Below are 14,277 nucleotides of genomic sequence, written 5' to 3'. Positions count from 1 at the left end.
TGCGAAGCCCTCGATTGTATTGCGAATCTCAGGTTTTCTCAACTTGAGAGAATTCCAATTCCACAGGAGTTGCTCGGCCAAAGATCGTGACCGATACACGCAAACGATTCTTGTCGTAGTTGACTTCTTCAACAGAGCCGTTGAAGTCCGCAAACGGACCCTCATTGACACGAATCAACTCACCCACCATGAACTCGACCTTGTGACGCGGCTTCTCGGTACCTTCCTGCATCTGATCGACGATCTTACGGATCTCGGCTTCAGAAATAGGTGCAGGGCGATTTTTTGCACCGCCCACGAAGCCAGTCACCTTGCTGGTGTGCTTGACCAAGTGCCAAGTATCATCTTCCATGACCATCTCAACAAAGACATAGCCAGGGAACAAACGGCGATCTGTAGTGCGGCGCACGCCATTGCGTATCTCCACCACTTCTTCAGAAGGCACCAAAATGCGGCCAAACTTGGACTGCATGCCCGAGCGCGCAATGCGCTCGGTAATATTACGTTCGACAGCCTTCTCCATACCTGAATAGGCATGGACGATATACCAGCGAAGATCGGGATTGGCGGATGCCGCTGCCCCACCGTTCACATCTGTTTCGACAGTATCAGCCATTACTTCCTCCAGCCCAAAATCAGGTCGTACAAGACCCACTCAAGCGTCTTATCGGTGAACCACAAGAACAAAGCCATGACCACAACAAAGGCAAAGACATACAACGTCATTTGCGTCGTCTCTTTGCGGGTTGGCCAGACGACCTTCTTCACTTCACGCCAAGCATCACGGGCAAAACCAATGAAGCGCTTACCTGGCTCAGAGATCAGAAAAACGAATGCAGATAACACCAAGCCAACGATCAAAGCAGACCATTGCACCAGTGCACCTTGCTTGCTCAGCAGATAAAAGCCAGCAATAGAAGCAACAACTAAAGCCGCAACTGCGGCAATTTTTGCTTTGTCAGCCATAGAGCTGACTGTTTCAACCTGAGTAGTGGACATAATTCGTTTCAAATGCACAAAATTTGCGCAATTTTAAGACACAAAAGCCCGCCAAAGGCGGGCTCTTGCTGATTCCACCATTAAGAGGTGGCAGGGGCAGTAGGAATCGAACCTACAACCTTCGGTTTTGGAGACCGACGCTCTGCCAATTGAGCTATACCCCTACAAATCTATTAGGCAATAATCTTGGCAACCACACCGGCGCCGACAGTACGACCACCTTCGCGGATAGCGAAGCGCAGACCTTCTTCCATAGCGATGGGGTTGATCAGCTTCACAGTGATCGACACGTTATCGCCAGGCATAACCATTTCCTTGCCTTCTGGCAGTTCGATGGAGCCGGTCACGTCAGTTGTACGGAAGTAGAACTGAGGGCGGTAGTTGTTGAAGAAAGGAGTGTGGCGACCGCCTTCGTCCTTGGACAACACATACACTTCGGAAGTGAACTGTGTGTGTGGCTTGATCGAGCCTGGCTTAGCCAGAACTTGACCGCGCTGGACGTCTTCACGCTTAGTGCCGCGCAGCAGCAGGCCAACGTTGTCGCCAGCTTGACCTTGGTCCAGCAGCTTGCGGAACATTTCCACGCCGGTGCAAATGGTCTTGACGGTATCAGTGATACCGACGATTTCGATTTCTTCGCCGACCTTGATGATACCGCGCTCGATACGGCCAGTCACCACAGTGCCGCGACCGGAGATCGAGAACACGTCTTCCACAGGCATCGTGAACGCGCCGTCGATAGCACGTTCAGGAGTGGGGATGTATGTATCCAGAGCTTCAGCCAGACGCAGGATAGCGGGTTCACCAATTTCAGATTGGTCGCCTTCCAGAGCCAGCTTGGCGGAACCACGGATGATAGGAGTGTCATCACCGGGGAAGTCGTACTTGGACAGCAGCTCGCGCACTTCCATTTCGACCAGTTCCAGCAGTTCTTCGTCGTCCACCATGTCGGCCTTGTTCAGGAACACGATGATGTAAGGAACGCCAACTTGACGCGACAGCAGGATGTGCTCGCGAGTCTGGGGCATAGGGCCGTCAGCAGCGGAGCAAACCAGCACAGCGCCGTCCATCTGAGCAGCACCAGTGATCATGTTCTTCACATAGTCAGCGTGGCCTGGGCAGTCAACGTGAGCGTAGTGGCGGTTAGCCGTTTCGTACTCAACGTGAGCGGTATTGATAGTAATACCACGTGCCTTTTCTTCAGGAGCAGCATCGATCTGGTCGTAGGCCTTGGCTTCGCCGCCAAACTTCTTCGACAGAACGGTAGCGATAGCAGCCGTCAGAGTTGTCTTGCCGTGGTCAACGTGACCAATGGTGCCAACGTTAACGTGGGGCTTATTGCGCTCGAATTTTTCTTTTGCCATTTTTTCCGACTCCGAAAAAACTAATTGACTACAAGATGATTTCGGCGCTACCCAGTTAAGTGATCGCACCAGAAAATGGTGCCCATGGCGGGAATCGGACCCGCGACCTCTCCCTTACCAAGGGAGTGCTCTGCCACTGAGCCACATGGGCAATGAAGCTGCAAGGCAACTTCAAAGAATTTTTGCTCACATACTGGAGCGGGAGACGGGAATCGAACCCGCGTCATTAGCTTGGAAGGCTAGGGTTCTACCATTGAACTACTCCCGCACAGATTTACTGCTGCGCGTGATTGCTTCTCAGCAATCTTTTTCTTCTTCACCAAAATGGTGGAGGGGACAGGATTCGAACCTGTGTACGCGTTAGCGGGCAGATTTACAGTCTGCTGCCTTTAACCACTCGGCCACCCCTCCGAAGAGATTTGAATTGTAGCACCGTTTTTGGCTTAAAAAGAAATCTGATATTTCTTTTTGCTTTGCCAATCTCGGCATTGGTGCGGCTGGCGGGGATCGAACCCACGACCCTTGGCTTCGGAGGCCAATACTCTATCCACTGAGCTACAGCCGCGAACCCGTTAGATCGCTTGCACAACCAACAACAATTCAACAGGCGCAATTATGCACGGGTTTACGTACCGAAATTACAAATCCAACCGAAAACCTAATCCAGATAAATAGACATCCACCGACACCGAGCCCACCTGAAGCAATGAGAAACTGCCTTCTGTAAGCGTCCAGCCATGGATGAGCCCCACAAAAAGAGAGTGCAAACCTAATGCGGCCTCTTCTGCTGACACTTGCAGCTGAACCGATTGCTCTGCCGCTGCGGCTCGCAAATCTCGTGCAAATTTATCGCGAGCCTCAAATGAACTCTCAACATGCTGCAAGCGCACGCCAGCCAGCTCGCCGACATACTCCATCTTAAAGAGCGCCGTCTCAAAAACCTTACGCCTGCGCTCCCCTTGATCCAGGCTCTCGAACACATACCGAATAGATTGACGAACACTCTCTAAAGGTGGCAATTCAGCATAGCGATCGTCACAAATTTCATCGAAAGGCAAACATACGCGCCCCAGCATGGAGACAAAGACATCCATCTTGTCTTTGAAATGCCAGTACACCGCGCCTCTTGTGGCACCGGCACGTAAAGCAATATCTCCAAGCGATGTTTTAGATACGCCTTTTTCAAAAAACACTTCTTCCGCAGCATCAAGCAGCTTGGTACGCGTCTCATCTGCTTCAGCTTTGGTTCTTCGCGCCATAACTCACCTTTAAATCAAACGTTTCCATGCAGCGCACAATGAAATCAGCTCTTTTAAACATGTGCTCATGTAGATCTTTCAATTATACATTTACGGATGTATGTATAATTTCTTCAACACTGATATATAAATTTCCTTCAAGGGAAACCCTTAGATGAGCACTCCGTTCTGGACGGTGCTCTATTCTCGTTTTCACCATGCCAACCGGAAGGACGTTCATGCACCCGATGTATGAAGAACACAAGGCTCTGAACAGTCAGCCCAAATTTTCAACCTCCTGCACCCGCTCCATGGCTATCAGCCTGAGCTTGCTTGCGGCCTTGGGCCTTACTGCCTGCGGTGACAAAAAAGAAGAGGCACAAAAATCACAAGCGGCAGCGCAGCAGCAACTCCCCGAAGTCGGTGTGATCACCGTTTCGTTGCAAAACGTGCCCTTGGTTTCCGATCTTCCCGGTCGCCTCGAAGCCTCTCGCATTGCACAGGTTCGCGCCCGCGCAGCAGGCATTGTCCAAAAGCGTCTCTTCCAAGAAGGCTCTGACGTCAAAGCCGGTCAAGCTCTCTACCAAATTGACAACGCCCCCTACAAAGCCAACTTGCAAAGCGCACAAGCCACGCTGGCTCAAGCTGAAGCCAGCTTGGCGCAAGCCTCTGCGACAGCCCGCCGCTACAAACCGCTGGTAGAAGCCAACGCGATTAGCAAGCAGGAATATGACACTGCCATCGCTAACGAGAAGGCCGCGCAAGCTCAAGTGGCTGCCGGCAAAGCCGCAGTGACCAATGCCAATGTCAGCCTAGGCTATGCCAGCGTAACAGCACCTATTTCCGGCCGCATCGGCCGCGCACTTGTCACGGAAGGCGCCTTGGTTGGTCAAGGTGAGGCCACTCCGCTGGCGACTATTCAGCAAGTCAATCCGCTGTACGTCAATCTGACACAGTCATCCTCTGAAATCATGCGCATGCGTGAAGCATTGACTTCTGGCAAGTTAGCAAAAATAGGTGATAACGCCGCTCGCGTCCACGTCTATTTGGACGATGGCAAAGAGTACGCACACACCGGCAAGCTGCTGTTTACCGATCTCTCAGTAGACCCCACAACTGGCCAAGTTAGCGTGCGCGCAGAACTGCCTAACCCCGATGGCATGCTGCTGCCCGGCACCTATGTGCGTGTGCGCTTGGAGCAAGCTCAGATGGAAAACGCTGTGCTGATTCCTCAGCAAGCCGTGACACGCAATGAGAAGGGCAACTTTGTCATGATCGTTGCCGAGGACGGCTCTGTCGCCCCCCGCCCAGTGCAAATCAGCCAATCGAGCGGAAGTAACTGGGTTGTGACCTCCGGCTTGAAGACCGGCGAGAAGGTGATGGTCGATGGCTTGATCAAAGTTGGCATGGGCGCCAAGAAGGTAAAGCCCGTGGAATTTAACGCCACCCCAGCCGCGCCAACTCAGCCAGCCCCGGCTGCTGCACCCGAAGCACCAGCGCAAGACAAGCCCGCAGCCGCTGAAGGCGCAGGCGATGCGCCAGCAGCTAAGTAACAGGCATACGATCCATGTCTAAGTTCTTTATCCATAGACCGATTTTTGCCTGGGTAATCTCGATTTTCGTGATTCTCGCAGGCGTTATCGCCATCACAAAACTGCCCGTATCGCAGTTCCCGACGGTTGCGCCGCCCACCATCACGGTGACGGCAACTTACCCTGGTGCAACAGCGCAGACCATGACGGACTCGGTGCTTCAACTCATTGAACGTGAGATGAATGGCGCCACCGGCATGTTGTACATGAGCACCAGCGCCTCGGCCACTGGCCAAGGCACGCTGACCGTAACTTTCGAGCCCGGCACGAATCAGGATTTGGCACAAGTAGACGTGCAAAACCGCTTGGCCCGCGTTCAGTCTCGCCTGCCGCAGATTGTTCAGGCTCTGGGTGTGCGCGTTGAAAAGTCGATGAGCAACTTCCTGATGATTCTGGCCTTCCAGTCAGAAAACGGGGAAACACCCAACGATGATGTCGCCGATTACGTAAACCGCAACGTCCTGCCTGAAATTCAGCGTCTGGATGGCGTAGGTACAGCCCAGCTGTTTGCATCTGGGCGCGCTATGCGTATCTGGGTAGATCCTGCCAAGCTGCAGGGCTACAACATGTCGATCGCGCAAATCAACGCATCCATCGCCTCACAAAATCTGCAGATTTCTGGCGGCTCTCTGGGCAACACGCCCAGCCTGCCCGGCACGGGCATGAACGCGACCATCGTGGTTCCCGGTCAGCTGTCAACGCCTGAAGAGTTTGCCGAAGTGGTGCTGCGCTCGAATGCTGATGGCTCAACTGTTCGCATCAAGGACATTGGTCGCGTTGAACTGGGCACAGAAAGCTACGGCTTTCAGTCTCGCCTGAACGGCAAACCCGCCGTGGCCATGGCCGTACAGCTGACTGCCACTGCCAACGCCATGGCTACGGCTAAGTTGGTGTACGCGAAGATGGGTGATCTGGCTCCCTTCCTGCCGCCCGGCGTGAAGTGGTCATCGCCTTACGACACCTCCAAGTTCGTGAAAATCTCCATCGAAAAGGTGGTCTCTACGCTGCTTGAAGCCATCGTACTGGTCTTCATCGTGATGCTGATCTTCTTGCAGAACATCCGCTACACGCTGATTCCCACCATCGTGGTGCCAATCGCCTTGCTAGGAACCTTTGCGGTCATGCTGGTGGCCGGTCTGTCCATCAACATTCTGGCCATGTTCGCCATGGTGCTGGTGATTGGTATCGTGGTGGACGATGCGATTGTGGTGGTGGAAAACGTCGAGCGCATCATGGCCGAAGAGGGTCTGCCCCCCAAGGAAGCCACGCTTAAAGCCATGGGTCAGATTCAAGGCGCCGTGGTCGGTATTACCGTGATTTTGGTGACCGTTTTCCTGCCTCTGGCGCTGTTTGGCGGTGCGACAGGTGCGATCTACCGCCAGTTCTCGCTGGTGATGGCGATCTCCATCTTCTTCTCAGGCTTCTTTGCTCTGACGCTGACGCCCGCCCTGTGCGCTACCATGCTCAAGCCCATTCCTAAGGGCCATGCGCATGACAAGAAGACCGGCTTGCTTGGTCCCTTCTTCAACTGGTTCAACCGCAAGTTTGAAGCCGGAACCAACCGCTACTCCCGCGCTGTCGCAACTGTGGTCAAGCGCTCAACACAGTCCCTACTCGTCTACGTGCTGGTGATTGCAGGTGCGGCCTTTATCTTCTTGAAGCTGCCCACCTCCTTCTTGCCCGTGGAAGATCAGGGTTATGTGATTTCGCTGACCCAGCTGCCTCCGGGTGCCACGCTGGAGCGCACCAGCAAGACCATGGGCGAGCTGGAAAAGTTTGCACTCAGCCAGCCCGAAGTTGCTGACATCGTGAGCATTATTGGCTTCAGCTTTGCTGGTCAGGGCCAGAACGTGGGCTTGTCATTCACTACGCTCAAGGACTGGTCTGAGCGCAAAGCCAAGGGCTCAGATGCGACCTCTTATGCGGGCCGCACCATGGGCGCGATGTCGACACTGCGTGATGGATTTATCTTCACGCTGGTGCCGCCATCCATTCCTGAGCTGGGCAACAGTGACGGCTTTACCTTCCGCCTGCAAGACCGCTCTGCCAAGGGCCACGCCGCACTGCTTGCAGCACGCAATGAGCTGATCCAAAAAGCCAATGCCAGCCCCATCTTGGCGGGCGTACGCTTTGACGGTGTGGAAGACGCACCTCAGTGGAAGATCGACATCAACCGCGATGCCGTTTATGCCCAGAAGGTGAATATGGCGGACATCGCGACCACGCTGTCAGCAGCGCTGGGCTCGACCAACTCCACCGACTTCCCCAACAAGGGTTATATGCAGCGCGTCACGATTCAGGCAGATGCGTCACGCCGCATGCAGCCCGAAGATGTGCTCAGACTGACTGTCCCCAACTCCGAAGGCAAGCTGGTGGAATTGTCCACGCTCGCCACAAGCAAGTGGGTCAGCGGTCCTATGCAGATGACTCGCTACAACGGCTACGCCTCTATGAGCATTACCGGTCAAGCCAAGCCCGGCTACACCAGCGGGGATGCCATGAAGGAGATGGAAAAGCTGGCGGCCGAGTTGCCTCAAGGCTTTGGCTACGAGTGGACAGGCCAGTCTCTGGACGAAAAGAAGGCTGGCTCCTCCGCCATGCTGCTGTACGCGTTCTCGCTGCTGGCTGTGTTCCTGTGCTTGGCTGCTTTGTATGAAAGCTGGAGCATTCCTCTGTCCGTGATGCTGGTCGTGCCTTTGGGCGTGTTCGGTGCCGTGGCCGGTGTGCTGATGCGCGGTATGCCTAACGACATCTACTTCCAAGTGGCGCTGATTACCGTGATCGGTTTGTCAGCCAAGAACGCCATTTTGATTGTGGAGTTCGCCAAGGATTTGCATGCACAGGGCAAGAGTGTTCTGGACTCGGCACTGGAAGCCGCTCACCTGCGTTTCCGCCCCATTTTGATGACCTCTTTGGCCTTCATTTTGGGTGTCGTGCCGCTGTACATCGCTTCTGGCGCCAGCGCTGCCAGCCAAAAGGCGATTGGTACCGGTGTGTTCTGGGGCATGGTGATTGGTACGCCGTTGTCGGTGTTCCTGGTTCCCGTGTTCTTTGTCGTCGTGTTCAAGCTGTTCGGCAAAAAATCCAAACAAGACGACCCAAGTGCCCCCATTGCCCCCACCCCGACGGCACAGGGAGGCTCGCATCATGAATAAGACCTTGCTACCTGTAGCATTGGCCAGCGCACTGCTGGCCAGCGGCTGCTCTTTCATCCCTCAACTGGAGCGTCAGCCACAGCCCGTGGCTGAGCAATACTCCACGACCGCTGCGCAGACGGCAGGCGCTGTGGCTGCAGCGGACATTCCGTGGCAGCAGTTCTTTACGGACCCTCGCTTGCAGCAAGTGATCCAGCTCGCGCTGGACAACAACCGCGACCTGCGCGTGGCGATGCTCAACATCGAAAAGGCACGGGCCCAGTACCAAATTCAGCGTGCTGGCCAGTTCCCTGAAATCGGTGCTGCCGCCAGCGCCAGCCGCCAGCCGAATGCAGCAACCGGCCAGTACGGCAACTCGTACATGGCGGGCTTGTCTATGCCTAGCTGGGAGATCGACTTCTGGGGCCGCATCAGCAGCCTCAAGCAGCAAGCTTTAGCCCAATACTTGGCGACAGAAGAAGGCCGCAAGGCCGCGCAAATCAGCCTGATTGCGAATGTCGCCAACACTTGGCTCAACTTGCATGCGGATGAAGAACTGCTGGCCATTTCACGCCGCACGCTGAGCACGCGCGAAGAGTCCATCAAGCTCACCAAGCTGCGTCTGGATGCAGGGGTGACTTCTGAGCTGGACTTCCGCCAAGCGCAGTCGCTGACCGAAAGCGCCCGCTCCACACTGGCCCAACAAACAGGCCAGCGTGAACGCGATGTCAATACACTCACCTTGCTTGTGGGCCAAACTTTGCCTGCTGAGTTGCTCAGCAGCATGCAAGGCCAAAAGTTGCGTGAGTTGCCTGCGCTGGCCGATGTGCCTGCAGGCCTGCCTTCTGAGCTGCTGCTGCGCCGCCCTGATATTCGTCAGGCCGAGCAAAGCATGATTGCCGCCAATGCCAGCATTGGTGCAGCGCGCGCAATGTTCTTCCCGAACATCTCGCTGACTGCATCGGCGGGTTTTGTGAACTCTAAAGTCTCTGATCTATTCAGCTCAGACTCTGCGGCCTTCACCATCGCGCCTTCTCTGTATCTGCCTATCTTCAACGCTGGCCGCACCCGCGCCAATTTGAAGGTTGCGCAGGCCAACGAGAAAATTGCCGTGGCGCAGTACGAAGGAGCCATCCAATCGGCCTTCCGCGAAGTGTCTGACACGCTGGTAAACCGCCGCGCCTTTAAGGAGCAGCTCGACGCACAGTCGCGCCAGCTGGAGGCCGAGCAAATCCGCTACAAGCTGTCTGACCTGCGCTACACCAACGGCGTGGCCAGCTATCTGGACTTGCTGGATGCGCAGCGCTCGCTGTTTGCACTGGAGCAATCCGTGGTGCAAGTGCGCCTTTCGCAGCTGCAAACCCAAGTTAACCTCTACAAGGTTTTGGGCGGTGGATGGACTGAGGCTGCGGCGAACGCCACGGCTTCAGCCCCAGCAACAAGTGCTCCATAAACTCCAAATTGGCAGCAAGCTACAAAGGCGTCTTCGGACGCCTTTTTTCATGCCCCATCAAAAATTGCGCAAGCTTGATCCAACGCAACTCCTTTATCCAGCGCGCGTCAACCCGTATCGTCGTGCACTGGCATTCTTAACCCTCACTTCTATAATGATTTGATAACTCCTATCACACGATCTCAGAGGACTTCATGAGCGAGCAACACCACGAAGAAGCCCATACCGGCCCCATCAAAAAACCTAAGCAGCTGTTGCTGGCTGTCCTCTTCGCATTTGTGGTCCCCATTCTGGTCATCATCGGTTTGGTCAAATTCGTGACCTCCTCCGAGACGACGGGTCCCGGCGCTGGCAACCCAGAGATGGCCAAAGCGGTGCGCTTGCAAAAAGTCGGCACGATTGAGATCCGCGACGCCAACCGCCCTTTGCGCGGTGGTGAAGAGGTCTACAAATCCCAGTGCGCGGCTTGCCACGCAACAGGTGCTGCTGGCGCTCCCAAGTTCCAAGACGCGGCAGCTTGGGGCCCTCGCCTCAAGCTGGGTCTGGAAACGCTGGTGCATTCATCGCTGGCTGGCAAGGGGGCTATGGCACCCCAAGGCGGCGGCGAATTCAATGACACCGAAATCGCCCGGGGCGTGGTCTACATGGCCAATGCCGCAGGCGGCAGCTTCCCTGAACCCAAGCCCCCTGCCACTGCCGCTGATGCAGCGGGCGCAGCCAGTGCCGATGCTGCTCCAGCTGCGGCAACTCCAGCAGCTACCACTGTGCCGGCTCCTGTAGCTGCGGCCACACCCGCCAACCCCTCAGTTCCTGCAGCAGCTGAAGCAGCTGCTGCACCTGCCGCCGCATCCAATGTGGGCAAAGGCATTTACGACACGACTTGCGTGGTCTGCCACAGCAGCGGCGTTGCTGGCGCACCCAAGTTTGGCGACAAAGCGGCTTGGGCTCCATTCATTGCCCAAGGCATGGACCAGATCGTCGCCAAAGCCACCAAAGGCGTTGGTGCCATGCCGCCCAAGGGTGGATCGACTGCCTCTGACGCGGACTTTAAAGCCGCCATCCAATACATGGTGGACGCCGCTAAATAAGCAAAGCAGCGCAAAAACTCATGCTTCAAACCTAAAACCGGCCTTGAGTCGGTTTTATTGTTTTCGCCCTCTAGTCCTTTATTTAATTGGACTAATAGCTATCAATTTTGCATAGCCTCAGGGCTCAACGCATAGCCAAACTGGACAGGCAGCAAAGCGCTCTGCATCTCTTGCACCTCGGGCAGATCACCTCGCTCCAGAGCGTTGGCTGCATCCAGCATGTCGAGGCTGTGCACCATGCCCAAGCCTTGCGGCAGGGCCAAGAACAGTCTTCCCAGCTCATCCATCACTACCTGCTGCACCAGCGATAGCTGCAACTCTTGGCCCGTGTGGCTATGCAGATGCACGCCTTGCTCTGTGCAGCGCACGCGCCAAATCCACGGGGCCGATTCCAGCTCCACATATACGCGCTGGGGACCGTTTTGAAAGTACCAGCGGCCATCGGGCTGCGCCAAGTAATTACGGGCAATGAAATCCGCTAGTTTTTCATGGCGCAGTTCGCTGCCCTTGGCTCCGGGCTTGCCGCTGGTAAAGGCGCCACAAGCCTGAGCCGGATCGTCGCGCAACCACCATTGCCCCCGCGCATCCAGCCCCAACCAGCCACTGCAGGCGGGCACATTGGGCCACTTGGCCATGGCCTGCTTCACGATGTCATCCATTGGCTATCTCTCCTTATTTTTCTGATGAAATTCAGGCAAGTATTGCGCCAGCCACTGCGTTACCGCCTGCGGCATGGCCTGCACATGGGCCGGCCATGTTCCACTTGAAAAGCCAGCATGTCCGCCATGTGCGGGCTGCCAAAGCTGTACTGATGCGCTCACATCACTTTGCGCAGGCAGGCTGTTCGCGGGCACAAACGGGTCGTTTAGCGCATTGAGCAGCAGCAGCGGCACAGCCACCTGTTTGAGCAAAGGCTTGGCCGATGCCTGAGTCCAGTAATCATCGGCGTTTTTAAAGCCGTGCACAGGCCCGGTAAACACATCATCAAATGCCTGCAAGGTGCGTGCGCTCTGCAGCGCTGCTTTGTCAAACAAGCCCGGCGACTGCTGCCATTTGGCCAGCGCCTTGGGCACCAGCGTACGCAGAAACATGGGCGTGTAAATCCAGCGGTTAAGTCCACGCCCCAAGTTCAGCCCGCCAGACACCAAATCAAGCGGCGCAGACACCACGGCAGCGCCTTTGATGACCTGCAACGCGGCCTGCTGCTGCACACCGGCCCAGCGCGCCAGTGCATTGCCGCCCAGCGATATACCCATGGCCAGCAAGTCGCCGCCAGCGCCTTGTTGTACTCGCTTCAAAATCCAATCCACCTCGTCCACATCGCCTGAGTGATAAGCACGCAGCAGGCGATTAGGCTCGCCACTGCAACCCCGAAAATGAGGGACAGCCAAGCGCCAGCCGCGCTGCGCACACACCAGCGCCGTGGCTTTGGCGTAATGACTATTCGATGAGCCTTCCAGCCCATGAAACAGCACCAGCGTGGGCGCATTGCCAGCTAACGGGTGGCTGGAAAAATCGACATCAATAAAGTCACCATCCGGCGTATCCCAGCGCTCACGCAGCCAAGGCAAGGGCTCAATACCTTTGGTTTTATAACGGGCGTAAAGCGCTGACCAGATGGTTTGCACATGACCACCGGGCTGCCACCAAGGGGCGCGAAATTGCTCAAAACTCATAGGGGGCAAAGCATAGGCATGGGTTATGGTTGCAATGCTAGCGCCATGCGATGACGGACAAACACACAAGCCCTGTACGCACGTACGCAAGTCAAACGCCTATGCTATGGTTTCAGCATCTATTTAGCGACTGGAAACACCCATGAAACGCTGGCTTGTAATGATTGCGACTGCTGCCTCCATGCTCTCCCTCACGGGTTGCGGCTACAACGACTTTCAGCGTCTGGACGAAAAGTCCAAGGCCGCATGGGGCGAGGTGCTGAACCAATACCAGCGCCGCTCTGACCTGATTCCTAACATCGTTGCCACCGTCAAGGGCGAAGCCAATTTTGAACAAGACACCTTGACCAAAGTGATTGAGGCGCGCTCCAAAGCCACGTCCATTCAGGCCACTCCTGAGCTGATTAACAACCCCGAAGCCTTCAACAAATTCCAGCAAGCACAGGGCGAACTTTCAGGTGCACTGTCCCGCCTGATGGTGGTGGCTGAGAAATATCCAGACCTCAAGGCCAATCAAGCATTCCGCGATTTGCGCCTGACGCTGGAGGGCACAGAAAATCGCATCACCGTGGCCCGTAACGAGTACATCGGTACCGTGCAGGCCTACAACGTGCTGGCGCGCAGCTTCCCCACCAATCTCACAGCCAAGGTCTTTAGCTACAACGTGAAGCCCACCTTCACCGTGCAAAACGAGGCCCAGATTTCGCAGCCCCCCGCTGTGGATTTCTCCAAGCCTGCGGCTCCGGCCGCCGCTAAATAAGCCTCACCCGCTTTGAAGGATTACATGCAAAACAAGGCTCTACCCCTTATCAATCAAGCGCTTGCAGCTCTTGTTTTTGCATGGCTCACGCTTTTTTCTGCTCTGCCCGCACTGGCTCAAACAACGTCCGGCGCAGCAGGAACGCAGCTCAAACCCGTGCCTGAACTCTCAGGCCGGGTTATTGACCAAACCAGCACCCTTAGCGGCAGCGATGTACAGGCGCTGAACGAAAAACTCAAAACACTGGAAGACGAAACAGGTGCGCAAGTCGTCATCCTCATGGTCGGCAGCACCGCGCCCGAAGACATTGCCGCCTATTCCTGGCGCGTGGCCAGCAGCTGGAAGCTGGGGCGCAAAGACATTGGCGACGGCAGCCTCATCGTCGTGGCAAAAGACGACAGACGCATGCGCATCGAGGTAGCGCGCAAGCTGGAAGGGGCGATTCCCGACATTCAGGCGGGTCGCATCATTGATGGCGCCATGAAGCCACGCTTTCGCGTCGATGACTATGCGGGCGGACTCTCTGCGGCCATCGATCAGATGAGTCTGTTGATTCGTGGAGAGCAGCTGCCAGCCCCGGCAAAGCAGCAAAGCCAGAGCAGCTCCTCGTCGCTGAACCTGGACTTTCTACTGCCCCTGCTGTTATTGGGCTTCCCCATCGGTATTGCCATCGCCCGCTCTATCTTTGGCCGGGGACTAGGCTCACTGGTTATGGGTGGCATCACTGGTGCAGCAGCCTATTTCATTACCACCAGTATGCTGGCTGCAGGTGTTGCTGCATTCATAGCGCTGATATTTACGCTGTTGTCCAACCTCTCAAGAGGTGGCGGGGGCCCTTACATCAGTTCTGGCGGCGGAGGCAGCTGGGGTGGTGGCAGTAGTGGGGGTGGGGGTGGTTTCAGTTCCGGGGGCGGCTTCAGCTCCGGTGGTGGTGGGAGCTTTGGCGGCGGCGGCGCCTCGGGAGATTGGTGAG

12 protein-coding genes and 5 tRNA genes are annotated in these 14,277 nt (G+C 55.9%); 6 read left to right on the top strand and 11 right to left on the bottom strand.

Annotated features, from left to right (window positions below; translation table 11 throughout):
- Positions 1–28: 28 nt before the first annotated feature.
- The 9 genes from nusG to KUF54_RS12925 all read right to left on the bottom strand — a co-directional run bounded on the left by nusG (position 29) and on the right by KUF54_RS12925 (position 3,622).
- Positions 29–616, bottom strand: a complete 588-nt coding sequence (gene nusG, locus KUF54_RS12965) for a transcription termination/antitermination protein NusG (protein ID WP_219343216.1) — start codon at positions 614–616, stop codon at positions 29–31.
- Entirely contained in the window at positions 616–999 is a 384-nt protein-coding gene (gene secE, locus KUF54_RS12960; protein WP_219343215.1) for a preprotein translocase subunit SecE, read from the bottom strand. Before secE ends, nusG begins: the two co-directional genes overlap by 1 nt.
- 88 nt (positions 1,000–1,087) lie before the next feature.
- Positions 1,088–1,163, bottom strand: a tRNA-Trp gene (locus tag KUF54_RS12955).
- Positions 1,164–1,172: 9 nt separating this feature from the next.
- Entirely contained in the window at positions 1,173–2,363 is a 1,191-nt protein-coding gene (tuf, locus tag KUF54_RS12950; RefSeq protein ID WP_219343214.1) for an elongation factor Tu, read from the bottom strand.
- Positions 2,364–2,439: 76 nt separating this feature from the next.
- Positions 2,440–2,514: transfer RNA gene (locus KUF54_RS12945), tRNA-Thr, on the bottom strand.
- 43 nt (positions 2,515–2,557) lie between these two features.
- A tRNA-Gly gene (locus KUF54_RS12940) sits at positions 2,558–2,631 on the bottom strand.
- Between the two features lie 57 nt (positions 2,632–2,688).
- Positions 2,689–2,774 (bottom strand) — tRNA-Tyr (locus KUF54_RS12935).
- Between the two features lie 78 nt (positions 2,775–2,852).
- Positions 2,853–2,928, bottom strand: a tRNA-Arg gene (locus KUF54_RS12930).
- 73 nt (positions 2,929–3,001) lie between these two features.
- Positions 3,002–3,622, bottom strand: a complete 621-nt coding sequence (locus KUF54_RS12925) for a TetR family transcriptional regulator (RefSeq protein ID WP_219343213.1) — start codon at positions 3,620–3,622, stop codon at positions 3,002–3,004.
- A 218-nt stretch (positions 3,623–3,840) separates the two neighbouring features.
- On the opposite strand from KUF54_RS12925, the gene KUF54_RS12920 reads away from it, so the two are divergent.
- The 4 genes from KUF54_RS12920 to KUF54_RS12905 all read left to right on the top strand — a co-directional run bounded on the left by KUF54_RS12920 (position 3,841) and on the right by KUF54_RS12905 (position 10,868).
- Positions 3,841–5,154, top strand: coding sequence for an efflux RND transporter periplasmic adaptor subunit (locus KUF54_RS12920; RefSeq protein ID WP_219343212.1), 1,314 nt, complete (start codon positions 3,841–3,843; stop codon positions 5,152–5,154).
- Between the two features lie 14 nt (positions 5,155–5,168).
- Positions 5,169–8,348: an efflux RND transporter permease subunit gene (locus KUF54_RS12915; protein ID WP_219343211.1), complete on the top strand. Its 3,180-nt coding sequence runs from the start codon at positions 5,169–5,171 to the stop codon at positions 8,346–8,348.
- A complete protein-coding gene (locus KUF54_RS12910) occupies positions 8,341–9,780 on the top strand; it encodes an efflux transporter outer membrane subunit (RefSeq protein ID WP_219343210.1) in 1,440 nt (479 codons plus the stop codon). The genes KUF54_RS12915 and KUF54_RS12910 overlap by 8 nt, the downstream gene beginning before the upstream one ends.
- Positions 9,781–9,974: 194 nt before the next feature.
- A complete protein-coding gene (locus KUF54_RS12905; RefSeq protein ID WP_219343209.1) occupies positions 9,975–10,868 on the top strand; it encodes a cytochrome c5 family protein in 894 nt (297 codons plus the stop codon).
- A gap of 101 nt (positions 10,869–10,969) precedes the next feature.
- Here KUF54_RS12905 and KUF54_RS12900 read toward each other — a convergent pair whose 3' ends face one another.
- Together KUF54_RS12900 and KUF54_RS12895 are read right to left on the bottom strand one after the other, a co-directional pair.
- Positions 10,970–11,527, bottom strand: a complete 558-nt coding sequence (locus tag KUF54_RS12900; protein ID WP_219343208.1) for a DUF2946 family protein — start codon at positions 11,525–11,527, stop codon at positions 10,970–10,972.
- A 3-nt stretch (positions 11,528–11,530) separates the two neighbouring features.
- Positions 11,531–12,544: a YheT family hydrolase gene (locus tag KUF54_RS12895; RefSeq protein ID WP_219343207.1), complete on the bottom strand. Its 1,014-nt coding sequence runs from the start codon at positions 12,542–12,544 to the stop codon at positions 11,531–11,533.
- A 142-nt stretch (positions 12,545–12,686) separates the two neighbouring features.
- On the opposite strand from KUF54_RS12895, the gene KUF54_RS12890 reads away from it, so the two are divergent.
- Positions 12,687–13,304 carry a LemA family protein gene (locus tag KUF54_RS12890; RefSeq protein WP_219343206.1) on the top strand — a complete coding sequence of 206 codons (618 nt, stop codon included), beginning with the start codon at positions 12,687–12,689 and terminating at the stop codon, positions 13,302–13,304.
- A gap of 24 nt (positions 13,305–13,328) precedes the next feature.
- Positions 13,329–14,276 carry a YgcG family protein gene (locus KUF54_RS12885; RefSeq protein WP_219343205.1) on the top strand — a complete coding sequence of 316 codons (948 nt, stop codon included), beginning with the start codon at positions 13,329–13,331 and terminating at the stop codon, positions 14,274–14,276.
- The last annotated feature ends 1 nt before the right edge of the window (position 14,277 follow it).

The organism is Comamonas sp. Y33R10-2 (assembly GCF_019355935.1).
GTDB lineage: Bacteria > Pseudomonadota > Gammaproteobacteria > Burkholderiales > Burkholderiaceae_C > Comamonas.
Note: the sequence above shows the minus strand (reverse complement) of the source record. Positions and strands in the feature narration are given on the sequence as shown.